The organism is Brevibacterium aurantiacum (genome assembly GCF_007558825.1).
In the GTDB taxonomy this organism is placed as follows: domain Bacteria; phylum Actinomycetota; class Actinomycetes; order Actinomycetales; family Brevibacteriaceae; genus Brevibacterium; species Brevibacterium aurantiacum_A.
The window spans coordinates 211,881-234,620 of sequence record NZ_VLTK01000007.1 but is presented as its reverse complement, the minus strand read 5'-3'; the positions used below and the strand labels follow the sequence as shown (position 1 = coordinate 234,620).

Below are 22,740 nucleotides of genomic sequence, written 5' to 3'. Positions count from 1 at the left end.
GCAGGAGCGACCGACAATCACAAGGACGAGTTGGCCGGCAGCATCAGGAGATGACGGATGAATCGATTGAAGCAGACCCTCGACCTGGGCCCGGCCGAGGTGCTCCCGATGGCAAGGGAGGCGATCTTGACGTGGAAGCTGCAGGAGTCTGCCGGTGTCATCGCGCGTCCGGTCCGTCGTGTTCAAGTCGGTCAGGTCGTGAATCTCTGGCTCAATCCGACCTGGCCGCTGCCTGCACCTCGTCTGCGCGGACGCGAGCTCACAGTTCCGGTCGGATCCTGCGAAGTCATCGAGGTAATCGACGCAGAATCTGCAGCGGGTTTCGTCTATCGCACTCTGCCCGGGCACCTCGAGTCTGGGGAGCAGACGTTCCTCGTGTCCGTCGGTTCGGACGGTCGCCTCGGTGTCTCCATCACTTCGGAATCCGTTCCCGGACGCCCGCTGCTGAAAGCCGCCGCGCCGATGCCCCTCGCAGCGCAGAAGATGATGGCTCTGCGATATGTGGTCGGCCTGAAGAGGATGCTGCAGCAGGCAAGCGTGCGCGGGACCGACCGTCAACCTGCGGCTCAATCCGCTATGACCCCTGTCGCCGAGGCGGTCGCAGCATCCACCCGGACCGGCACTCGCCGCTCGGGCTAGTCAAGTTGGTCGAGCTTGCCGGGCCAGTCGAACTGGTCGAGCTGATCCATGACCTCGGCGGAGAGTTCGATCGCACTGACAGCGAGGTTCTCCCTCAGGTGAGCAATGGAAGTGGTGCCGGGAACCAGTACGGTATTCGCCGCATGGTGCAGCAGCCACGCCAAGCCGAGCTGCGCCGGTGTGATGCCCAATGTTGCCGCTATGTCACGAACGACAGGATGCGAACCGACCTTCGCGATACCCGGCTGCGCTCCTCCCAGAGGGAAGAACGGCATCCACACCACCCCGTTGTCGGCACACGCACGGAGAATCGGTTCGTCGCCGCGATCGACGAGGCTGAAGTTGTTCTGCACGGCAGCGATCACCCCGAGAACTGCCTCATCGAGGGAGTCGCCGGTGATGCCACTGAGCCCGATGTGACCGATCTTGCCCTCAGCCCGCAGCTGTTCCAGCTCCGCCAGCTGGTCGTCCAATGCGACCAGCTGGTCACCCTCCGCAGTGATTCCGGGCCCCGCATCGAGACGACGCAGGAAGAGCAGATCGATGTATTCGACACCGAGACTTCGCAGATTATCTTCGACACCCGCTCGCAACTGGTGTGGCTTCTGCGCCGGACGGAGCGGGATCGCACCCGCCGGATCGTATTCGGCCCCGACTTTCGTCGACATCACGATCTCTTCATCGTCCGTCAGCGCTCGCCGCAGAATGTCGTTGACGAACCCGTCACCGTAGAAATGAGCGGTGTCGATCACCCCCACCCCTTCGTCGACTGCTCGCCGAACCACCCCGATCGCTGCCTGCGGATCATCGCCGAGGCGCTCAAGCTGCATGGTCCCGTATCCGACCTTGGAGATGGTGAGACCGGCGAGCTCGATCGTTGCGTCGCGTCTCGTTTCGGCGGTGCTCATGAGAGCCTCCTATGTGATAATCATCGGTGAGCGGAGGTTCCTCCGCTTTGTGGACACCACACTACCGGAGTGTCCTCCGTTTATGAATCCTGAATCCGACCCAATCCCAGGAGCACCCATGCGGGCCGACGCACTCCGCAACCGCAGCAAAATCCTCGCCGCGGCTCGCGATGCCTACTCAGACGGGGACGCCGGTGCGTCACTGGACGCCATCGCGCGGGCCGCAGGAGTCGGCATCGGAACCCTCTATCGCCATTTCCCCACCCGCGAGGCACTCGTTGATGCCCTCTACGCGACAGAGTTGGACGCGGTCATCGCAGCCGCTCCGAGCCTCCTTGAGGACTACCCCGCCGACAGGGCACTGCACATCTGGGCGGGACGTTACTTCCAATTCGTGGAGCTCAAGCACGGAATGTTCGAAACGCTGCGTTCAGGATGGGCCGCCGGCACCATCGCCACCCCGGACACGCGCTCACGCGTGACTGAAACAATCGCCGCCTTCCTCTCGGCAGGAAGCAACGCCGGCGTGCTTCGCAATGATGTCGACGCAAAGGACGTCACGGCTTCGCTCATAGGAATCCAACTTGGCCACGCCGTCGCCGGGGATTCTCCCGCTCAGCGCGAACGCCTCCTCGATCTGCTTCTCGACGGACTCGCGACCGGAGCAGCACACTCCCAGTCGCAGAACCCAACAGTATGAGAAGCGCTCCGCTCAGCGCAGATGCCGTCAGGCTGGTCCGCAGCGCATCCCGCCTTCTCGGGCGAGAGCTGACGTTCCTTCAAGAGTTCACAGGCGGTCAGCACGCAACCACCCTGCTGGCGACCGACGGAGAGACAGAATACGTCGTCCGCGCCTTCCCTGCCCATGACGATTCGGCCGTCAGGGAAGCTGAGATCCTCAACCGGATATCAGCACTGGGTGATTGGGTTCCCCGACTGATCGCAGTCAGCGATGATCTGCGCGATCCCGTCATTGTGACCTCACGGGTCGCCGGCACTGCACCCTACCGCGAGCTGTCACCAGCAGTGATCGCCACAGAGATGGCGGCGGCACTGGTGCGGATCCATGCACTCGACGGCAGCGGGCTGAGACCCACTCCTGCAGAGCCTCCGCATGGACATTCTGCTCTTGGACTCCGTGCTCAGCGAGAATGGGATTGTCTGGACATGCGTGATCCAGTACTCACTCACTCAGACTTCTGGTGCGGGAATGCACTATGGGAGGCGGGCGGGCTCGCCGGAGTCGTCGACTGGTCGGGTGCACGCCGAGGTCCGCGCGGAGTCGATATGGCGTGGTGCCGACAGGACCTTGTGCTCCTCGGCTCCCCCGAGGCTGCCGGACTCTTCCTCGAGGAGTACGAACGACTGCTGGGCCGCCCGATCAGCGATATCCACGCCTGGGATGTGCAAGCCGCAGCTCGAGCCCACGACCGTGTTGAGACCTGGTTGCCCAACTACCTCGGCATCGGTCGGACCGAGATGACCTCAAGGATCCTGCGGCAGAGGCTCGATGCGTGGAACGCGACACTCTGACGCAGCCCGACGATGGGCGCCGCACCACGAGGCAAGGCGCATCGAGGCAACACGCGACACTCACTCTGTTACGACTGTGGGCAGAACCTCCTCCGCGAGGGCGAGCACTGCCTCCAGCGACGATTTGCCATGATCGGTCCGGTGCGCCAGGTACAGAGTCGAGGGATCCTGCTCGACATCGAGGGGTACGGCCACGGTTCCGGCCTCACGCGTATTCGCCGAGACCGAGTCGAAGGTGATCGAGATACCCAGTCCTGCTGCAACAAGGGCTCCGATCGTCTGCGAATCCGGAGCCGCCTGAGCCAGGCGAGGCGTGAAACCTGCCTCGTGGCACAGCCGTAGGGTGTTCTCTCGCAGCGTCGAGCTGGGATGGGCAGGCAGGGTGATGAAGTCTTCGTCAGCAAGTTCATCCACGCGCAGGGAGGAACGTTCTGCCAGCCGATGGCCTTCGGGCAGGGCGGCGCACAGGCGCTCGATCATGACCGGTCGCCCCGTCACCCCCGGCGGCTGCTTGTCCCATCGGACCAAGGCGAGATCGAGGGTTCCCTCGACCAGCCTGGCCAGGCCCTCCTCAGCGAAGACGTTGGACTCGAGGCTGAAGACGATGCCCGGACTCCGCCCTCGCGAGGCTGTCACCAGGGCAGCCGCCAGAGCTCGTGAGGATGACCTGGCGAAGCCGAAGCTGATGCGCCCGGTCTCCCCCGCTGCCGCCCGCTGGACGGAATCGACGGCAAGACTCTGGTATTCGAGCATTTTTCTCGCAGGTTCGATCAGCGCCTCACCCTCCGGCGAGAGCCTCACATTCCGAGTCGTGCGCTGAAACAGGGAGACCCCGAGCTCGTCCTCGAGGGCGCGGATCGTGCGACTCAGCGGAGGTTGGAGCACACCCAGCCGCGCAGCGGCACGGCCGAAGTGCAGCTCCTCGGCGACGGCGAGAAAGGCACGCACCTGCTGAATCTCCATTATGTTCTGCTCTCCATCTACCGACGACCGCACACAGATCCTGCATTCGCTTAAATACCATTACAGATAATAATCACTTCTCATTATTACTCACATTGCTATATTGTGGGGTGAAACACTCTGAGGAACCTCAGAGTCGAGCAGAATCACCGGGAGTGTTCATAGATGAATGGTGAGACCACCGCGACCCAGGCATCGCTGGATCTCAAAGAGTCGGATCTCCAAGGGTCGGATCACGATCAGGAACCGCAGGATCCCACTGACCGTGAGGGGGAGCAGGCCGCGTCAATCGCCGATTTCCTCCCACGCGCTGGCAACGGTCCTCTCTCGGGCCAAATCGTCGTTGATTTCTCCCGTGTCCTCGCCGGCCCCTATTCCACGATGATGCTCGCCGACCTCGGCGCCACGGTCATCAAGGTCGAAGGCCCGGGCGGTGACGACACGAGGAACTGGAGCCCACCGGTCCGCGATGACGATGCCACCTACTATCTGTCGATCAATCGGAACAAGTTCGACATCGTGCTCGACTTCTCCGATGCCGATGACCTCGAGATCGCCCAGAAGCTCGCTGCCAGAGCCGACATCGTCGTCGAGAACTTCAAACCGGGCGGCTTGAAGAAGTTCGGCCTCGACTACGACTCGGTCAAGGACGCCAACGCTGAAGTCATCTATGCCTCTGTCACGGGCTTCGGCGCGCACAATGCGCTGCCCGGCTACGATCTGCTCGTCCAGGCCATGTCCGGGTTCATGAGCGTCACCGGCAGTCCCGACGGTTCCCCCTACCGTGCCGGCGTCGCGGTCTTCGACGTCATCACCGGTCTGCACACAACGATCGGGATCATGGCCGCAATCCAGCACAAGAACCTCACCGGTGAGGGTCAGCTGGTCGAAACCAACCTCATGTCCTCAGCGATGTCGGGCCTGGCGAACCAGTCCGGAGCCTATGCCGCCGCAGGGGTGACACCGACGCGCATGGGCAACGCCCACCCCAGCCTCTACCCGTACCAGCCGATGGCCACGAAGGACGGCGAACTCATCGTTGCCGCGGCCAACGACGGTCAGTTCGCCGCCCTCGCCAAGGCCCTCGGGCGGCCAGACTGGGCCGAGGACGAACGCTTCGCAAAGGCCAAGACCCGCAACGCCAACCGCGACGAGCTCGAACCCGAACTACTCGTTGCCCTGCAGCAACATACGGCTCAGGAATGGTTTGAGAAGCTCACGGCCGTGGGTCTGCCCTGCGCCCCGATCAACTCGATCTCCCAGGGTGTCGAGCGCGCCCGGGACCTCGGCCTCGACCCGATCGTCGAGACCGGTCAAGGCGAGCGCATCATTCCCACGATCCGCAACCCGATCCGACTGGCGAAGTCCGAGGTCTCCTACGACCTTGCACCACCGGAACTCGGGGCCGACTCCGATCAGGTCCGCGCCTGGATCGACAGCCTCTAGCCCCATCTCGGCGACAAAGGGCACCGCTCCCACCTCGGCGACAGCAACACCACCGACAACTTCACAGCACCACCTCACCACACAAGGAGAGCGAAGCATGGATACTTCGGAACTGGATGACGTCCTCTCGATCGTGCGCGAATTCGTCCGCGAGAAGGTCGTCCCCATCGAACTCGATATCGAGGCAGACGACGCCATCCCGGAGGCGATCATCAAGAAATCCGCCGACATGGGGCTCTTCGGCTGGGCGCTGCCCGAGGAGTACGGCGGGCTGGGCATGAATGCCGAACAGGATGCGCAGTTGGCAATGGAGCTCGGCTATACGACACCGGCGTTCCGGTCCGTCTTCGGCACGAACAACGGCATCGCCGGGCAGGTTCTGGTCAACTACGGCACCGACGAGCAGAAGAGCGAATGGCTGCCGCGGCTGACCTCGGGCGATGTCGTCGCCTCCTTCGCTCTGACCGAATCCGAGGCCGGATCCGACCCCTCGGGCATGCGCACCAGAGCCGTGCGCGAGGGCGAGGACTACATCATCAACGGCAGCAAGCGCTTCATCACCAATGCCGAGTCCTCCGACGTGCTCATGGTATTCGCCCGCACCGACCCGAACGCGCGGGGATCGAAGGGCATCTCCGTCTTCCTCGTCCCGACGAAGACGCCCGGCGTCACGGTCGGAACCCATGACAACAAGATGGGCCAGGCCGGCGCCTGGACCTCGGAGATCTTCTTCGACGACGTCCGTGTGCCCGCCGCCAACCTCATCGGCGGTGAGGAAGAGAAGGGCTTCTACGCCGCGATGGCCTCGCTGAACAAGGGCCGCCTGCACATCGCCGCGATCTGCGTCGGCCAGGCCACCCGCATCCTCGACGAGTCCGTGAATTATGCCGCCGAGGCGAAACAGGGTGGAGAGTCCATCGCCCGGTTCCAGCTGGTCCAGGCCATGCTCGCCGATATCTACACCGAGGTCGCCGCCGCCAAGGCTCTCGTACTCGCCGCTGCGAAACGCTGGGATGCCGATGAGGATCGGAAGCTCGGTCCCAGCTCTGCAAAGCTCTTCGCCTCAGAGGCTCTGGGTCGCATCGCCGACAAGGGCGTGCAGATCCAAGGCGGAACGGGCTACATGCGTGAGTCCGCCGTCGAACGCTTCTACCGCCATGCTCGCCTGTTCCGCATCTATGAGGGCACCTCGGAAGTCCAGCGCGTCGTCGTTGCCCGGCAGCTGCTCAAGGGCGCCCACAAACCACAGTTCAACCTGTAGCTCGCCTGCACACTGAGAAGACACATCCACACGCAAAGAAAGTAGGACCTGATGACCGACGCACCAGCCACCGCTGCCCCCACTGCCCAAGGCATCTCCGAGATCCCCGGCCTGCTCACCGGCAAGGTCGCCGTGGTCACCGGCGGCGCCCAGGGACTCGGCCTGGCAATGGCCCGAAGCCTCGTCAACTCCGGAGCCAAGGTCGTCCTCGGCGATATGAACGAGGAGAGCCTGCAGTCGGCCGTCGCTGAACTCGGCGGACCCGACTCTGCCGCCGGGGTAGTGTGCAATGTGGCCTCTCTGGAGAACACACAGAAGCTCGCCGATGCGGCAACGACGACCTTCGGCGGCGTCGATATCTGGGTCAACAATGCCGGAATCACCCGCGACGCGACGATTCGCAAGATGAGCGAGAAGGAGTTCGACGACGTCATCTCCGTCCACCTGCGCGGCACCTGGAACGGACTCAAGGTCGCCACCGGTGTCATGCGCGAACAGGACCGCGGAGGGGCGATCGTCAACGTCTCCTCCATCAGCGGCAAGGTCGGCATGCTCGGTCAATCGAACTACTCGGCGGCGAAGGCCGGCATCGTCGGCATGACCAAAGCCGTGGCCAAGGAGGTCGCATTCAAGGGCATCCGCATCAATGCGATCCAGCCCGGCTTCATCAACACCGCGATGACCGCGGCAATGCCCCAGCACGCGATCGATTCGAAGCTCGCCGAGATCCCGCTGGGCCGTCCCGGAGAACCCGAAGAGGTTGCTTCAGTGGTGCTGTTCCTCGCCTCCGGCCTGTCCAGCTACCTCACCGGCACAGTCACCGAGATCTCCGGCGGACGCCACATCTGATCTCGCCGACGCCGCCCGTTCTCACCTGAGGCAGAATGCTGCCTGCACCTTCGCCGAGGTGACCCGACGTCCCCGCGGGGACGTCGGGTCTTCTTGTTGTGGAGTCAGCTTCGGCGAGGATCTGCGTGGTCAGTCTCGGTAGGAGCGCCTACGCGGGAGTTTGACCACGCCGAAGACGATCATGCCCACCAGCGGCAGCAGCGGCCAGATCCAGGTCACCCCGGATGCATTGACCATACCCACATCGGCCATGATCGCCAGTCCCGCGCAGATCGCTGCCGCGGCGAGGATCGGCATCCACACCGGCGGTGCAGGGCGATCGTCGGACTGCGCAGATTCGAATCGGCCGAAGATCACTACGAGGATGCCGGTGATCGCGAGCAGCGCCAGGCACCACAGGGGGCGGGTCAGCCACCACACACCGGTCAGCGGGGTGGGCAGCAGCGCCTCGGCATCGAGTGCGAGGAGCACATGGGCCAGCGCCGTCAGAGCGGTGAGATGCCACAGGAACCAGGTCATGATCCTCTGGTTCACAAGGACGGTGAGCATCCACAGTCCCGGGCTTCGCAACAGCGCCGCCAGCGGTCGCTGAAGCATGAGCACGATTCCCGCTTGGGCCATTCCGAGGAAGGCCATGGTCACCCGGGTCGGGGCCGAGTTGGAGATCGCATCGGTGCCTGCGGTGATCATCGAGACCGGGTACGGGCCGAGGCCGACGAGGAGTCCGAGCTCGAGGGCGCCGATGGCGAAGAGCAGCAGGCAGCGCTTCAGGCTCGAGAGCCTGCCGTCGAGCCACGCATAGCCGAACTGGTGGAAGCTGGCCCACACGAGCAGGTAGTTGGGGTAGCCGGCCAGGATGTTCCCGGTGGTGATGCTGATGACGTCGATGATCCCTGCCGCGGCGATGCCGAGGACGATCGACCACCAGCCCCAGTTCTCCCACAGCACCAAGCAGGGCGGAGCGACGATCGCGACCAACAGGTAGGCGGCGAGGAACCAGGTGGGCACCAGGGCCATCTGCGATGCCAGCTGCACCGCGGCCGGTTCGGCGCCGAAGCTCAACGCGATGATGCAGGTGAGCAGCCAGACGAGCAGAAGCGGTATGAGGGGCAGTCCCAGGCGGCGCAGGCGAGCGCGCAGCCATTCGGCGTAGCCGACGTTCTTCCGTCTCGCCGAACGCCAGGACAGAGCGTTGGAATAGCCGCCGACGAGGAAGAAGATCGGCATCACTTGGAACACCCAACTCAGCGGGTGCGTCCATCGAGCCTCGTCAAGCAGGCCGTGCGGCTCGATGCCTCCGGTGGAGCTCACCGCGATGATCGTCCAATGTCCCAGCACGACGACGGTGATCGCTGCCGCGCGGAGGAAGTCGACTTCTCGGTTGCGGGAGTCGGGGGTGGCGGCATCGATCTTCCGTGCCTGGGCCATGTACGAGCGAAGCATATGTGAGGATCCTTTTCGGCAGGATGGGACTTCAGGTATGTGGCAGGACGGCGACGGCAGGACTTCGTGGCAGGACAGCGGTGATTGAGCCGCGAGTTAGCGGTGGTGCCGGTCAGGCTTGGTATTTCACCTGTCCGCCGACCACAGTCAGCGCGACCGTGGTGTCACGGATCGCCTCGGCGTGGGCGAAGAGCGCCTCTTCGGATTCATAGCCGAGCAGACCATCATGATCGAGCGGCCCCTCCTGCACACTCGCGGCCGAAGCGCCGTGCCCACCGGTGCCGCCTGTATCCGCAGGCACGGTCAACCCCTCTGCCACATACGGATCGGTGTCGACGACGATGAAGTCGGCGTCCATGCCCGGGGCCAGATAACCTCGTCGATCGTCAAGTCCTGCCGCATAGGCCGGGCCTTGGGTGTGCTGCCGAATTGCCTCAGCGGCAGAGAGCCGCCGTCGAGGTTGGAAGCTCGTGGCCGCGTCTCCGGAGATGTGAGCCCTGGTCATCGCCGCATAGATCGCCGCGAAGGGATTCGCGGGCTCCACCGGCCCGTCGGAGCCGAAGGCCACGTGTGCCCCGGCGGCCAACAGGTCCGGCCAGGCGTAGGCGGCAAGTTGCGCGGATTCGTCGATGAGGTGAAGCAGGTGCAGGTCAGAGATGCAGTGACGAGGCTGCATGGAGGCGATGACGTCGAGTTCGGCGAATCGGGCGACGTCGGCAGGCTGAATGAACTGTGCGTGTTCGACCCGATGGCGCAGAGGGCGTTCGAAGCGCTCCTGCGCCTCCTTCGTGGTCTGGCGCAGACGTTCGAAGACGTTGAGCACATGGTGGTTGGCCTGGTCGCCGATGGCATGGATGGCAACGGAGATACCGGCCTCGGTGGCCCGGCGTGCGTTCTCGAACAGGTCGTCCTCTGACATCTGGGCGATCCCGTAGTTGGCGTCCTCCGGCGCACTGCTCAAGGCGTCCTCGGGCACGGTGCCGGGGTAGGTGTAGGACTCCTGCTCGGCGCCTGCCTCGTCGGGGGTCACAGTCTCTTCGTGAACGTGCGGCTCGGGAAACGGTGAGGACATGTGGCAGGTGTGCGAGCCCAGGGCTCCATCGGAGAACAGCTTCAGGCCACCTCGGCGCAGCCAGTCATCGCCGTCGCCGGTATGCCACCCGGTCTCGATGGCCCAGGGCACCTCTGGGCCGCGCAGGTACTTCGTCACACGGATGTGCTGTCGGTCGGCTTCGCGCAGGTCGTACCACCCCAACGTCGAGGCGATGGAGTCGAAGTCGTGGATCCCGGTCAGCCCCTGGGAGAGGAACAGCTTCTGGGTGCGATCGAGTCGCTCGACCTGTTCTGCGCGGGTGGGTTCGGGAATGAATCTGGCCACCAGGTCGGTGGCATCCTCACGGACCAGCCCGGTCAGCGAGCCCTCGTCATCGCGAACGAATTCTCCGCCGAAGGGGTCCGCGGTGAGATCATCGATGCCGGCGATCTCCAGGCCGTGGCCATTCGTCCAGAGGGTGTGGAGATCGACCGACCACATCGCCACCGGGTGGTCGGGCACGGCTTGGTCGAGGAGTTCGCGATCGGGGTAGCGCGGGTCATCCCACTTGTTGATGTCCCACCCGGAACCGACCACCCATTCGCCGAACGGCATCTGGCTGGCGCGTTCTCGGATGGCGTCGACCGCCTCGGTCAAGGATCGGACATCGGAGAGATCGAGGTCGGTCAGGGAGTCCGCGTAGTGGATCGAGTGCATGTGCGCGTCTACGAGGCCGGGCAGGATGACCTGGCCGGCGCAGTCGATCTCTTCGATTTCGAGGCCCGGAATCACCGTGGTGGCTCCGATTCCTCCCGCCGAGGCCAGCGCTGCCGTCGTCGAGGATTCGGAGGCTGCGATGTCGAGAAGTTCGACTCTGGTGCCCACGGCTACGATCGTCTCCCCGTCGACGAGGATCGAGTCGGGTGCGACCGCTGAGGTGGCATCAGGGGCGGCAGGTGCAAAACTTCGCACGACGGCATTGGAGAACAGACGCATGAGCACCAGTCTAGAGCGCAAGTGCACGCGTTCCGGGCTGGGGTGCGGGGTGGTTTCTGAGCGACTATACCGCAGCTCTTCTACCGGGAGTAGAATCCGAGGCATGGCCCATGCCTTCAGTTCTCAGGACACCCGTCTCGCCGCGGGTGCTCGCATCGTTCTTCCTGCTATCTGGCTCGGCCTCATCATCGGCATCTCCCTCATCGAGGCGCCGCTGAAGTTCATCGCTCCGGGCATCACGATCCCGCTGGGGCTGGGCATCGGCCGTCTGGTCTTCACCGCCATGAACTGGGTCGAGATCGTCATTGCCGTGCTCCTGCTGTGGTCGGTGTTCAAGTCAGCCGTCGGAGCCGGGTACCGGCAGCTGACATCTGCGGTGACGGTCGTCCTCATCGCCAAGGTCGCCGTGATCCGACCCCTGCTCAACAAACGCACCGATGCCGTGCTCGCCGGTGTCGACGACGGCGGGTCGAGCCTGCACCTGTTCTATATCGCCGCCGACGGTCTGCTCATCGTCGGACTCACCACCATGCTCATCGTCGCGGCCCGCCGCTGGGTCACAGTGCAACCTGCGATCAAGGGCGCCCCGCGGAGCTGACCTCAGCGGATGTGGCGCTCACCGCGTGCGGCTGAGGCTCAACGCCACCGGTCCAGGGACACGATTCTGCTGTTCGCGTTGGTCGCCATGACCAGTGGCAGATCGTGTGTGGCCCAGATGATCGTGTGCCCTGCCTCTGCCAAGGCGCTGAGCAGACGGGCGAACCTTGCTGCGTTCGATGCATCGAGTGCCGCAGTCGGCTCGTCGCAGACGATCGTGTCGACTCCGCTGGCCAAGGCCCGGGCCAGGCACACCCTGGCTGCCTGACCTCCGGAGAGCTCACCGCACTTGTGCTCGAGCAGTTCCTGTCCCAGCAGTGCGCGGGCCACGATGTCGGTTCGCTCTTCGGCCTCCAGCTTGCGTCCGAGGATGCGAGCGGTCCGGTCGATCACCTCGGCGACGGTGTGCCTGGGGTTGAGCCATTCGCGTGGGTTCTGCGGCACCAGCACGCCCGGCTCACCGCGGATGCGCCCGCTGGTGGGGGTGAGGAATCCGGTCATGGCCAGGCACAAGGTGGTCTTGCCCCTGCCCGAACCGCCTCGCAGAACGGTGACCTTCCCGGCGGGGAAATCGGCACTGACCGGGCCGATCAGGGTGGTCCCGTAGTCGATCTCGAGCTCATGCAGCTCCATCGGCGTCACCCCGAATCTGCTGTGCCCGATCATCGCTGGCATGAATGACGTCGCCGCCGGGGATGATGTCGCTGCCGGGGATGATGTCGCTGCCGGGGATGGGTGCCCCGTCCAAGCGGCGCAGTTCATCGCCGACACGATATTCCCGTCCGCCGAGGTGGCCCGGAGTCAGCGGCAGCGGGTGGGCTCCCGCGTCCGGTGCGGCTGCGGCAAGGGCCCGACTGTAGGCATTGTCGGCGTCTCTTGCCAAGAAGTTCTCGACGGTGCAGGTGTCGACGATGTGTCCGTTGAAGAGGACGGCGACAGGGTCATCACCTCGGGCGTTCCTGGCCATGCCGGAGAGGTCGTGGGTGACGGCGAGTACGGCGGCTCCATTGGTACGGGCGCAGTCGTCGAGTATGGCGACCATGGAATCGGCCTGCCGGGGATCGAGTCCGGCGGTGGGTTCGTCACAGACGAGCAGCCTCGGCGTGTGTGACAGGGCCGCGGCCAGGGAGACTCGGGAGATCTGTCCTCCCGAGAGCTCGTGGGGGTATCGCTGCAGCAGCGTGTTCTCCAGACCGAAGGGGCGAAGGTCCGGATCATCGATTCCCGCGCGGTGGAACCACTGCCGCAGACGCAGTCGCGGTGGGAACGTATCCATCGCGTTCTGCGGGGCCCACGCGAGTTCGCCGCGCCCGCGCAGCTCAGCGAGCAGCTTCCTACCCCGCCGGGTGCCCAGGTCGATCCGCTGGGTGCCCGATCCGGTACGGCGGGCTCCCGTATCGATCCGGCGGGCACCCGGGGCGATCCGATCACTGTCCAAGTCACCATGCTCGGCACCGAAGTCGAGATGACCGGTGACATCGGCACGGGCAGGAATCAGCCCGGCCAACAGATTGCAGAGTGTGGATTTCCCGGCCCCGGACTCCCCTACCAGCCAGGTGATGTGCCCCAGCGGCAGAGTCACAGACAGATCGGAGAGGATGTGGGCTCTTGCCGACGGCAGTCGCAGAGAACACCGGCTCAGGGCAATGGCATTCACAGTGATCGCGGCCTTTCTCCGAGTCGGCGGGACATGATCGTCGGCGGCAGGAGCAGCAGCATGAGTGCCAGCGTCGGGACGAGCAGTGTCCACCATGCTCCCACGGTCATGTCGTTGCGACCCCAGGCGATGAGCGGACCCAGGGACACCGCGGCAGGGTCGACTCCGATGCCCAGAAACGAGGTGGTGGCCTCGTGGACGACGGCTGAGGGGAAGGTGATCGCCATGGCCGCGGCCACTCGCCCCCAGACGGCCGGGAGCAGATGCCAGGTCAGGATCTGACGGCGGGTGGCGCCGAGGCGGCGGTCGAAGCGCACCCACCCGGAGTTCCATTCTTCGCTGAGCTTCGGCCCGATGAGCTGGGCCGCGATCGGCCAGTGCGTGAGTGCCACCGTGACCATGATCGCTTCTCGTCCCCCGCCGAGGATGCCCACGACGATGAAGGTCAGCAGCATCGAGGGCACGGTGACGGTGGCGATGAGCAGGGCGGTCGACATCTTCGACAATGCCCGCGACAGGGTGGACACGACTCCGATGGCGGCCCCGATGAGAGTTGTCGCCGAGGCTGTGATGAGTGCGGCAAGAGCCGATCCCCCGGCCGCGGTCCAGGTGGTTCGGAAGACGCTGCGCCCGTAATGATCGGTTCCAGCCAGTCCACCGTCTCCGGGTGGCAGCAGGGAGTTCGCGAAATCAGTGGTCTGCGTCGGCAGGAAGCGGCCGAAGATGAGCGCCACCAGAACAACTGCGATGGCGACGATCGGCAGTCGAGTTCTCATGACCGATCACCACGGGCCGTCGCGGTGTGCACCAGCAGCACGAGTCCTGTCGTCATTCCCGCCGCGATCGAGGTGACGGTGGCCAGCAGCGGAAGATCGGCTCCGGCGGCGGCTTGGACGAGTGCGTTGCCCAGCCCCGGATAGGCCAGCACCGCTTCGACGGCGGCCTCGCCGAGGACGATGGTGGGCAGATAGACCAGTGCTGGGCTGCGCACGGCGCCGAGCACGGTGGGCAGAACCGTGCGGATCCGGGCGCTGTGGCCAAATCCCCGGCCGATCAGTGCACGGGCCCACGGCGTCGACCACACCTCGGCGGCAGCAGAACGGGCCGCGGCGATGAGCGGGGCGGCCCAGGCGAGCGCGATCGTGATCGCCACCCCGGGGGTCAGGGTGATCGGGGCACTGGTGGCGGGGTTGGGCAGTGAAGCGCCCCACACCACGACGATGATCAACGCGATGAGGAACGAGGGCACTGCCAGCCAGGCGCCGAGGACGCCCGAGGCGCTCGAACTCTGTGCCAGTCCCGGGAAGCGGGCCAGCGCGATCGCCACCGCACCCACCACGATCACAGTGATGGCGGCGGCGCAGACGCTGGCGGCGATGGTGTTGAGTCCGCGGGAAGCCACGATCTCTGCGACCGGAGCGTGGAGGATCCGGGAATAGCCCAGGTCACCCGTGGTCACCGCCGTGATCAGCCACTGCCACCAAGCGGAGAGCCACCCACCGGAGTGGTAGGCGGCTTCGAGGTCGGCTCGTGCCTGCTCGGAGGCGAACTCCCAGCTGCCGACGGTGTGGGCCAGAGGGTTCGTCGGTGAGGCCGCGGCCAAAGCGAACACGCCCGCACCAGCGGCCAGGACTGCAAGGAGCATCCCGCCGCAGATGATCGCGCAGCGACGCACGACGCGCCTGGCCACGGCGCCCCTCAGCTCTTCGTCCAGTCCGCCAGATTCCACCATGGACCCCAGTCGGAGCCGTGGACGTGGGGTTCGAACGTGGCATCCGGAACGTCCCAGCCGTCGGTGTCGGCGACATAGGTGTGTTCGAGGAAGGCGACGATGAGGTAGCTGGGGTCGTCCATGTAGAGGTCCTGGACCCGGCGGTAGTCCGCGTTCGCCTTCGCCTCATCGGTCTCCTCGGCGGCACGGTCGAGGAGTTCATCAGCTCCGGGAATTTCCACGTCGGAGGGATTGTCAAAGACCCCGGAGGTGCTTGTGTGGGTATGCAGCGCCGCCCTGATCTGGTGATCGATGTTGTAGGGCTGTTCCCCACCGGCGTAGACGATCGCCTGCCTGGTCATGGACTTCTCGATCTCGTCCCATTCGCCGGCTTCGACCTCGACGGTGATACCCAAGGGTTTGAGCTGGGCGGCGACCTCGGCGGCGATGTCCCCGCGCACGGAGTCACCGGCGGGATAGGTGAACGGGATGTTCGCGCTCTGACCGTTCTTGGAACGAAGGCCGTCGTCACCCTTCTTCCATCCGGCTTCGTCGAGCATTCTCTGCGCTGCCTTGACGTCGAGTTCGAAGTTGGCCGAGGGTTCGTAGGCATCGCCGTAGAACTCTCCGACCGGGGTCGAGGCCGGTGTGCCGTGGCCGGCGAGGACCTCATCGACGATCTTGTTCCGGTCGATGGCGATGTTGAGTGCCTTGCGCACGGTCGTCGAAGCGGTGAACGGGTTGTCGGAGGGCAGGGTCAGTCCGCGCCAGTCGGCGGTTCTCGCGGTGACGATCTCATGGTCCTCCCCCGCGATCTTGTCGACCGAGCGCGGTGGCACGGCTGCCCCGGAGACCTTGCCGTCTGAGACTGCTGCCGCCAGCGCGGAGGAATCCGCGAAAGCCTGGATCGTCACCGATTTCAGTTCAGGAGTGGTGCGCCAATAGTCGTCCCTGGCCTTGAGCACGGCGGTGTCCGAGGTCAGGGATTCCAGGACGTAGGCACCGGTGCCGACGGGTTCGCTGTTGACGCTCCAGTCGGCGGCCGGCGTGCCCTTCTCGATGGCCTCGCTGGGCAGGATCCCAAGGGTCAGCCGTGAGACGAACGTGGGCGTCGGCTCACTCAATCGGAAGACGACGGTGGACTCATCCGGTGTCTCGATGTCCTCGATCGTCCGGAAGGCATCGACGACTTCCGAGGCGGAATCTGGGTCGATGATGGCCCGATAGGTGGCGGCCACGTCCTGCGCATCGAAAGCGGAGCCATCGGAGAACGTCACGCCCTCACGCAGTTTCACCGTCCATGCGCTCGAGTCCTCATTCGCCTTCGGTTCCGCGGCTGCCAGCGCCGGTGTCAGGTCCGGCATCTGTCCAGTTCCCGGGTCCTCCTGCAGGCGCAGCAGGCCGTCGTAGAAGGGGGAGTTTCCGTCGACGGAATAGCCGTTGACGGGGTTGTATCCGCCGAGGTCCTCGGTGCCGATGACCAGCTGCGAGTCGCCGCCGTCGGGAGCCTCGCATGCAGAGAGTGCGAGTGCGAGCGCCCCCACAGAGGCCACCAGCGCCGAGGCGGTCCTTCGTTTCATATGGTCGACTCAGTTCAGTGCTGGTGGGCTTCTCCACCTTCGGCATGGGTGTGCATATAGCCTTCGCCTTCTTCCTCGGCGTGGAAGTGCGGGGCCATCGGACCAGGGTCGATCGGGGTGTGATCGCCCTTGTCGAAACGGGCGTGGACCTCGCGGACCCAGTCGGCCAGTGCGTCAACGGTTTCGGGGACCTTGCGAGAGACTCCGAGCACCGGCCCGCCCTCGCGAGCCTTCTTCGCGTCCTCGAGCATGAGGTCGACGTCGACATCGACGTGCGGGCCGAGGTCGATCTTGTTGATGATCAGGAGGTCGGCGCGACCGATTCCCGGTCCGCCCTTGCGTGCCACGTCACCGCCGCCGGCGACATCGAGGACGAAGAGCTGGGCGTCGACGAGTGCTGGTGAGAATGTGGCGGTGAGGTTGTCGCCGCCGGATTCGATGAGGACGATGTCGAGGGGGTCGAAGTCCTCTTCGAGGGCCTCGACGGCCAGCAGGTTCATGCTCACGTCGTCACGGATGGCGGTGTGCGGGCAGGCGCCGGTCTCGACGGCGCGGATGCGTTCTTCGGGCAGGACTCCTGCGGCCTTGAGGAAGCGTGCGTCCTCATCGGTGTAGATGTCATTCGTGATGACGCCGATGCGGAACTCCTGCGCGAGCGCGGTGCAGATATTGGCGATCGAGGAGCTCTTGCCGGTGCCGACAGGCCCGGCGATGCCCAAGCGAAGTGCTCGTTTTCCAGTGGTCATTGTCTCTCCTTCTCTTCGTGATGGCTCTTGTAGGTTGTGGATGTCAGGTCAGTCGTGGGGGTCATCGTGGAACTGCGGACCAGGTCTGTTCGCGGCCCCAGGGTTCGCCGATGTGCGTGAGTGCGGCGTCGAGGCGTTTGCGCAGCGCCAGACCGTCAGACCCGACCGCAGTGATCTGCACGCAGGTGTCGTCGACGGGCAGGATCGCGGTCTGCGGGTCGATGACCACGGTCTCTTTCGGCAGTCCGCCCTCGGGGTCGACGATGACGATGGAACCGACGCCCAGTCCTCGTCCTGCCACGGCGGGTGAGTCGAAGCCGGGGCTGTTCGGTCCCAGGTCGAAGCGTTGAACGCTCAGCGGAGCACCGCCTCGGCGGACGGTCAAGGCGGAGCTGAGGTCTCCAGGGTCTTCGCCGTGACGGCCGAGGACGAGCTCTTCGCGGTAGAAGAGTCGCGCGTCGGCCGCGAGGTCGATGTCGACGGTGTGCGTGTGGCGGCACCCCTTCGCCGCGATCACCGGCTCCGGCACCCACACCAGGGTCGCTGCCTCGCCGACGTGGGCGCGTGATTCCAACAATGAGGGGTGACCGTGGACGCCAGGAAGCACGAGGGTGGCCGAGACTTCACGGATGAGCAGGCTCGAACCCTCGCCGACGCTTACGTCGAAACGGTAGTGGTCCCCGCCGAGTGGCCCGGCTGCTCCCGAGGTCAGGGCGATGCGGGCGGCATTCGGATCTCGATCGATATAGGGTTCGTGGCCGCTGGCGCCGGTGGGTCGCGGCACCAGTGGGGCTTGGGCGCGCAGGCCCGACACGCGTGTTCCCGGCCGGCCGGGCTCGCTCAGCTCGGTCGCCACAGAGGCCCGGCACGTCATGCCGCTGGGGCCATTGGGTTTCACCTCGGCAGAGTACACGGTGCCGGGAGTCCTGCTCTCAGGATGCGAATAGTCGAACATGGTCCTTCACGTGCATCTCGGCGGCGAAATCTGACAGGGGCGAACTCAGTGCGGGCAGGTCCCGGGCCGGGGTGAGTTCGTAGTCGGCGGCTGCTTCCGCGGCGACGTCGAGCTCCTCGCCCAGGGACAGGATTGCTCCGTGGGCTTGGAAGGGGTCGATGCTCATGAGCTTGACCGCAGCGGTGGCCGGTCCTGTGACTGCTTCGTGGAGCACGACGGCCGCCGTCTCCGCAGCCCCCAGCTCCAAGGCTCGACCGACTGCCCCGTACACGAGCGGCTGCTGCAGTCCCTTCGGCAGGTACTCAAGCAGCGGATGCGGATGGATTCGCTGCATCGACCGCAGCATCAGCGTCCCCAACCACTCCCCCGTCGTGCGCAGGGCCGGGGCGGGTGTGCGGGCACAGAACTCCGCATCGAGAATGGCGAGCGACTCCGCAGTCTCGTCCACGGTCGTATCCGCGGGACGGTCCCCCGCCTCGGAGAGGGACCGGTGATCACCGACGATATGTCGAGCCGAAACCGCGAAGGCGGCGTTCATCAGCCCGGTCGTGTGCAGGCGTCCGCGCAGGAAGTCCTTCAGGTCGGACACATCGGTGACCCAACCTTGCCGGATGGCCTGTTCGAGCCCACCGGAGTGCGCGTACCCGCCCGAGGGAAGTCGCCCGTCGCCGAGCATCAGGAGGGTCGCGCGTGAGGTGCTTCGTGTCATTCCTGTTCTCAGAACAGGAAATAGCGTTGGGCCATGGGCACGAACTTCGCGGGTTCGTGTTCGATGAGTTCATCATCGATGGTGACCGCGTAGGTGTCGGAGTCGACCTCGATCTTCGGGCGGGCCGAGTTGTGGATCATGTCGTCCTTCGTGACTCCGCGTGTCGAGGTGATCGGCACGAAGGGCCTGTCGACGTTGACCTTGTCCGCGATGCCGTCAGCGATCGCGTGTTCCGATACGAACGCCATGCTCGTCGCTGCCGCCGCGGACGACCGGAAGTTGAAGCCCATCCGCTCGGACACAGACTGCGGGGTCGGAATCGAGGCGTTCGGGTCGCCCAAGGCGGCCACGGCCGCCATGCCGCCCTTGAACACGGTGTGCGGACGAACCGCGAACATCGAGGGTTGCCAGAGCACGAAGTCAGCGAGCTTGCCGACCTCGATCGAGCCGACGTGGGCGTCGATGCCGTGAGCGATGGCCGGGTTGATCGTGTACTTCGCGACATAGCGCATGGCGCGGTTGTTATCGGCTCGATCATCGCCTGCCAATGGTCCGCGCAGGCGTTTCATCTGGTGAGCGGTCTGCCAGGTGCGCATGGCGACCTCACCGATGCGACCCATGGCCTGAGCGTCGGAGGACATGATCGACAGTGCTCCCATGTCCTGGAGAACATCCTCGGCGGCAATGGTTCCCGCCCGCACTCGGCTCTCGGCGAACGCAAGGTCATTGGGCACCTGCGGGTTGAGGTGGTGGGCGACCATGACCATGTCGAGGTGTTCGTCGACGGTGTTGGTCGTAAACGGCCGCGTCGGGTTGGTCGAGGCCGGGAGAACATTGAGCTCCGAGGCGATCGTGATGATGTCGGGTGCGTGGCCGCCGCCGGCACCCTCGGTGTGGAAGGCGTGGAAGGTGCGCCCCTTGACCGCGGCGAGCATGTCTTCGACGAAGCCGGCCTCGTTGAGGGTGTCGGAGTGGATGGCGACCTGGACTCCGGTGTCATCGGCCACGCGCAGGGCGTTGTCGATGACGGCGGGTGTTGCGCCCCAGTCCTCGTGGATCTTGAAGCCGCCGGCACCGCCGCGCACCTGTTCGAGCAGGGCTTCGTCGTTCATGGTGTTGCCGCGCCCCAGGAACAGGACGTTGACCGGCCAGGGGTCCATGCTTTCGAACATGCGAGCCAGCCACCAGGGGCCGGGGGTGGCCAGTGTGGCCTTCGAGCCTTCCGTTGGCCCCGTTCCGCCGCCGACCATTGTCGTAGTTCCGGCCATGAGTCCGACCTGGAACATGTCGGGTCCGACGAAGTGGACGTGCGTGTCGACGGTGCCGGCGGTCATGATGAGTCCGTTGCCGCTGGCGATCTCCGTGTTCGGGCCGATGACCAGATTGGGGTCGACGCCGTTCATGGTGTCGGGGTTGCCTGAGCGTCCGATGCCGACGAACCGGCCGTCGCGGATGCCCACATCGGCCTTGATGACTCCCCAGTGGTCGAGGATGATCACGCCGGTGATGACGAGGTCGGGAGTGCCTTCGGCGCGGGTCCGTGATGATTGGGCCATGGATTCGCGAGCGGACTTTCCGCCGCCGAAGACGACCTCGTTGCCGCCGACGCAGTAGTCTTTGTCGATCTCGATGACGATGTCCGTGTCGGCCAGTCGGACTCGGTCACCGACGGTGGGGCCGAACGATGCCACGTATTCGGACCTCGATATGTCAACCATCCAACTCTCCTCTGCATTCGCCTCGGAACCCGAGCGCGATGCGTGCGCCCTGTATGGGAACGAGTTCGACTTCTTCATCGGCCCCCGGCTCGAAGCGCATCGCGCCGCCGGAGAGCACATTCAGTCTCTTGCCCCAGGACCGTCCGCGGTCGAATTCCAAGCCGGGATTGACCTCAGCGAAGTGGAAGTGCGAACCGACCTGGATCGGACGATCGGAGACGTTGGCGACGCGCAGGGTCGTCACGGCCAAGCCGACGTTGATCTCGACGGGTTCATCGCGGAGGAAGATCTGGCCGGGGATGACCTTATCTGCAGCCGTGACCGGTGCTGCGGACTCCTCGCGTGGGCCCTGGCGGGATCCCGCTCCGGGCCGCCTCGGCTCGCTGGGGCCGCTGGGGCCCGATGAGGGGTGCCGCTCACGTTCGTCGATGCCCGGTTCCTGGATCACGGTGGCTTCGACGTCGTCGTAGTCACGGCCCGGATCATCGCTGGGATGCTCGGCATCGATGTCGCGATGCTCGGGCTTGAGTTCTTCGTTCTCGAACGGGTTGGTGCCCTGCTTCTCGTCGTCGGGTCCCGTTCCTGCCGGTCCGTGTTCGTTGCTCATCATTGGAGCGGTCCTGTCACAGTCACGAGCTTGGTCCCATCGGCGAACGTCGCCTCGACCTGAACCTGGGTGAGCATTTCCGGTACCCCTTCCATGACGTCATCTCTGCTGAGCACGTGTCGGCCCGATTCCATCAGGTCGGCAACGCTGTTTCCGTCTCTGGCACCTTCCAGGAGATAGGAGGTGATGACGGCTGTCGCTTCGGGCAGGTTGAGTTTGAGGCCGCGGTCTTTGCGCTCCAGGGCCAATTTTCCGGCCGTGTAGATCATCAGACGCTCTTGCTCATACAAACTGAGAAACACTTTTCCCCCGGTGCGCTCGAAAGGTATGTATCAATTCGCAAAGGTGATGCGGAGGCTGCTTGTCACTCCGGGTGCTCGAGTCCCGGGCAGGGCACGTCGAATGACACCCTGAAGCAGCGTCTCACCCGCGAGAATACGCTCATAGATGCAACCTTACCCATCGCTTTTGGGCAGTCAAGTCCACGACGGAGGTCGTCTGCGGCGGGTGGCGGAGGTCGTCTGCGGACGGGGTGCCGCGCGGGGTCAGCGCGGGGTCAGCGCGGGGTCAGGGCAGCGTCGGCTTAGGGTCAGCTTCGGGTCAGTCCTGCGCAATCGCCGTTTCTCGGGAGCGGGTCCGAGCCCGCGCTTGCTCTAGAAAGGCAGAGAAGAGAATGTCCCTGTCGGCCTTGCTCGCACCAGCTTCCTCCGGGTGCCACTGCACACCGAGGATCCAGGTGTTGTCCACGCGTTCCGTTGCTTCGACGATTCCGTCGGCGGCACGAGCGGCCACGGACAGACCAGTGCCGACCCGACCGACGGCCTGATGATGTCCGTTGCGGACAGTGAACTTCTCGACCTGATAGAGCTCGTGGATGATATGCCCTGGTTCGAGTCGAACCTCTTCGTCGAGGAAGAGCGGCTCCCCTGGGGCCCCTTTGTGGAGGTGGTAGGGGTCGAGATCGGGGATCAAGGTGCCCCCGCAGACCACATTGAGCAGCTGGGATCCACGACACAGGTGCAGCATGATCGAATCCTCACCGATCCCGCGGGCGATGATCTCGATCTCACGCTCATCGGCTCGCCGGTCCTTGCCATATTCGTTGGGCACGATCTCGGTGTGACCGTATATCGTCGCGTCAACGTCTCCCCCACCGAGGACGAGGATCCCGTCAGCGGCTGCGATCGCCTCATAGTCCGGTTCGCCGGCATCGCTCACATCGTGGATGACGGCCCTTCCGCCGAGCTCATGGATCGAATCGACCGCGGTGATCGTCAGCTGTTTCTGCAGCGCGGTCGAGGCTGAGGTCTGCCCCGGCGTATTCAGCCCCACGATCACCGCGATCTCGACGACCGCTTCGGCGGTGGGAGATGTTGTGAGCACATCTGC

The 22,740-nt window shown here is 64.9% G+C and carries 23 protein-coding genes; 7 read left to right on the top strand and 16 right to left on the bottom strand.

Translation table 11 applies throughout. The features are described from left to right. The first annotated feature begins 57 nt into the window (after positions 1-57). Complete coding sequence (locus tag FO013_RS13685) at positions 58-639, top strand: DUF1990 family protein (protein WP_143923119.1); 582 nt, start codon at positions 58-60, stop codon at positions 637-639. On the opposite strand, the gene FO013_RS13680 is transcribed toward FO013_RS13685, so the two are convergent. Next, on the bottom strand, positions 636-1,547 hold the full coding sequence (locus tag FO013_RS13680; protein WP_143923118.1) for an aldo/keto reductase: 912 nt from the start codon (positions 1,545-1,547) through the stop codon (positions 636-638). The two genes, FO013_RS13685 and FO013_RS13680, sit on opposite strands and share 4 nt — an antisense overlap. Before the next feature lie 118 nt (positions 1,548-1,665). Here FO013_RS13680 and FO013_RS13675 point away from each other — a divergent pair, with 118 nt between their 5' ends. Then, positions 1,666-2,247 (top strand): TetR/AcrR family transcriptional regulator, encoded by a 582-nt coding sequence (locus tag FO013_RS13675; RefSeq protein WP_260848147.1) that lies wholly within the window; start codon positions 1,666-1,668, stop codon positions 2,245-2,247. Beyond that, positions 2,244-3,080, top strand: coding sequence for a phosphotransferase family protein (locus FO013_RS13670; RefSeq protein ID WP_143923116.1), 837 nt, complete (start codon positions 2,244-2,246; stop codon positions 3,078-3,080). Before FO013_RS13675 ends, FO013_RS13670 begins: the two co-directional genes overlap by 4 nt. 60 nt (positions 3,081-3,140) lie before the next feature. Here the strand turns inward: FO013_RS13670 and FO013_RS13665 are convergent, their stop codons facing one another. Next, positions 3,141-4,043, bottom strand: coding sequence for a LysR substrate-binding domain-containing protein (locus FO013_RS13665; RefSeq protein ID WP_186293112.1), 903 nt, complete (start codon positions 4,041-4,043; stop codon positions 3,141-3,143). 165 nt (positions 4,044-4,208) lie between these two features. Here FO013_RS13665 and FO013_RS13660 point away from each other — a divergent pair, with 165 nt between their 5' ends. From FO013_RS13660 to fabG, 3 genes are all read left to right on the top strand, one after another. Then, positions 4,209-5,489 (top strand): CaiB/BaiF CoA transferase family protein, encoded by a 1,281-nt coding sequence (locus FO013_RS13660; protein WP_143923115.1) that lies wholly within the window; start codon positions 4,209-4,211, stop codon positions 5,487-5,489. A gap of 97 nt (positions 5,490-5,586) precedes the next feature. Next, positions 5,587-6,750, top strand: coding sequence for an acyl-CoA dehydrogenase family protein (locus FO013_RS13655; protein ID WP_143923114.1), 1,164 nt, complete (start codon positions 5,587-5,589; stop codon positions 6,748-6,750). A gap of 51 nt (positions 6,751-6,801) precedes the next feature. Next, the gene (fabG, locus tag FO013_RS13650) at positions 6,802-7,599 is read left to right on the top strand and encodes a 3-oxoacyl-ACP reductase FabG (RefSeq protein WP_143923113.1); all 798 of its coding nucleotides are present in this window, start codon (positions 6,802-6,804) and stop codon (positions 7,597-7,599) included. 129 nt (positions 7,600-7,728) lie between these two features. Here the strand turns inward: fabG and FO013_RS13645 are convergent, their stop codons facing one another. Both FO013_RS13645 and FO013_RS13640 read right to left on the bottom strand, forming a co-directional pair. Beyond that, a complete protein-coding gene (locus FO013_RS13645) occupies positions 7,729-9,042 on the bottom strand; it encodes an acyltransferase family protein (protein ID WP_143923112.1) in 1,314 nt (437 codons plus the stop codon). Positions 9,043-9,154: 112 nt separating this feature from the next. Beyond that, a complete protein-coding gene (locus FO013_RS13640; RefSeq protein ID WP_186293111.1) occupies positions 9,155-11,071 on the bottom strand; it encodes an amidohydrolase in 1,917 nt (638 codons plus the stop codon). Positions 11,072-11,174: 103 nt separating this feature from the next. Between FO013_RS13640 and FO013_RS13635 the strand changes: the two genes are divergently transcribed. Further along, positions 11,175-11,669, top strand: coding sequence for a hypothetical protein (locus tag FO013_RS13635; RefSeq protein ID WP_143923111.1), 495 nt, complete (start codon positions 11,175-11,177; stop codon positions 11,667-11,669). Between the two features lie 38 nt (positions 11,670-11,707). Here the strand turns inward: FO013_RS13635 and FO013_RS13630 are convergent, their stop codons facing one another. The 12 genes from FO013_RS13630 to FO013_RS13575 form a co-directional block, all read right to left on the bottom strand. After that, entirely contained in the window at positions 11,708-12,301 is a 594-nt protein-coding gene (locus FO013_RS13630; RefSeq protein WP_186293110.1) for an ATP-binding cassette domain-containing protein, read from the bottom strand. Continuing rightward, positions 12,288-13,421 (bottom strand): ATP-binding cassette domain-containing protein, encoded by a 1,134-nt coding sequence (locus tag FO013_RS13625; protein WP_143923109.1) that lies wholly within the window; start codon positions 13,419-13,421, stop codon positions 12,288-12,290. The genes FO013_RS13630 and FO013_RS13625 overlap by 14 nt, the downstream gene beginning before the upstream one ends. Further along, positions 13,322-14,101, bottom strand: a complete 780-nt coding sequence (locus tag FO013_RS13620) for an ABC transporter permease (RefSeq protein ID WP_143923108.1) — start codon at positions 14,099-14,101, stop codon at positions 13,322-13,324. Before FO013_RS13620 ends, FO013_RS13625 begins: the two co-directional genes overlap by 100 nt. Further along, positions 14,098-15,057, bottom strand: a complete 960-nt coding sequence (locus tag FO013_RS13615) for an ABC transporter permease subunit (protein WP_143923107.1) — start codon at positions 15,055-15,057, stop codon at positions 14,098-14,100. The genes FO013_RS13620 and FO013_RS13615 overlap by 4 nt, the downstream gene beginning before the upstream one ends. Further along, positions 15,024-16,616: an ABC transporter substrate-binding protein gene (locus FO013_RS13610; RefSeq protein WP_143923106.1), complete on the bottom strand. Its 1,593-nt coding sequence runs from the start codon at positions 16,614-16,616 to the stop codon at positions 15,024-15,026. The genes FO013_RS13615 and FO013_RS13610 overlap by 34 nt, the downstream gene beginning before the upstream one ends. A gap of 14 nt (positions 16,617-16,630) precedes the next feature. Beyond that, a complete protein-coding gene (gene ureG, locus FO013_RS13605; protein WP_143923105.1) occupies positions 16,631-17,362 on the bottom strand; it encodes an urease accessory protein UreG in 732 nt (243 codons plus the stop codon). 61 nt (positions 17,363-17,423) lie between these two features. Next, complete coding sequence (locus FO013_RS13600; RefSeq protein ID WP_143923104.1) at positions 17,424-18,317, bottom strand: urease accessory protein UreD; 894 nt, start codon at positions 18,315-18,317, stop codon at positions 17,424-17,426. Continuing rightward, positions 18,295-19,026, bottom strand: coding sequence for an urease accessory protein UreF (locus tag FO013_RS13595; protein WP_143923103.1), 732 nt, complete (start codon positions 19,024-19,026; stop codon positions 18,295-18,297). Before FO013_RS13595 ends, FO013_RS13600 begins: the two co-directional genes overlap by 23 nt. An 8-nt stretch (positions 19,027-19,034) precedes the next feature. Continuing rightward, the gene (locus FO013_RS13590; RefSeq protein ID WP_143923102.1) at positions 19,035-20,744 is read right to left on the bottom strand and encodes an urease subunit alpha; all 1,710 of its coding nucleotides are present in this window, start codon (positions 20,742-20,744) and stop codon (positions 19,035-19,037) included. Beyond that, positions 20,737-21,354: an urease subunit beta gene (locus tag FO013_RS23425; RefSeq protein WP_260848146.1), complete on the bottom strand. Its 618-nt coding sequence runs from the start codon at positions 21,352-21,354 to the stop codon at positions 20,737-20,739. The genes FO013_RS13590 and FO013_RS23425 overlap by 8 nt, the downstream gene beginning before the upstream one ends. Continuing rightward, complete coding sequence (locus FO013_RS13580; RefSeq protein ID WP_092104410.1) at positions 21,351-21,653, bottom strand: urease subunit gamma; 303 nt, start codon at positions 21,651-21,653, stop codon at positions 21,351-21,353. The genes FO013_RS23425 and FO013_RS13580 overlap by 4 nt, the downstream gene beginning before the upstream one ends. A gap of 298 nt (positions 21,654-21,951) precedes the next feature. Beyond that, positions 21,952-22,734: a gamma-glutamyl-gamma-aminobutyrate hydrolase family protein gene (locus FO013_RS13575; RefSeq protein WP_260848145.1), complete on the bottom strand. Its 783-nt coding sequence runs from the start codon at positions 22,732-22,734 to the stop codon at positions 21,952-21,954. Between the last annotated feature and the right edge of the window lie 6 nt (positions 22,735-22,740).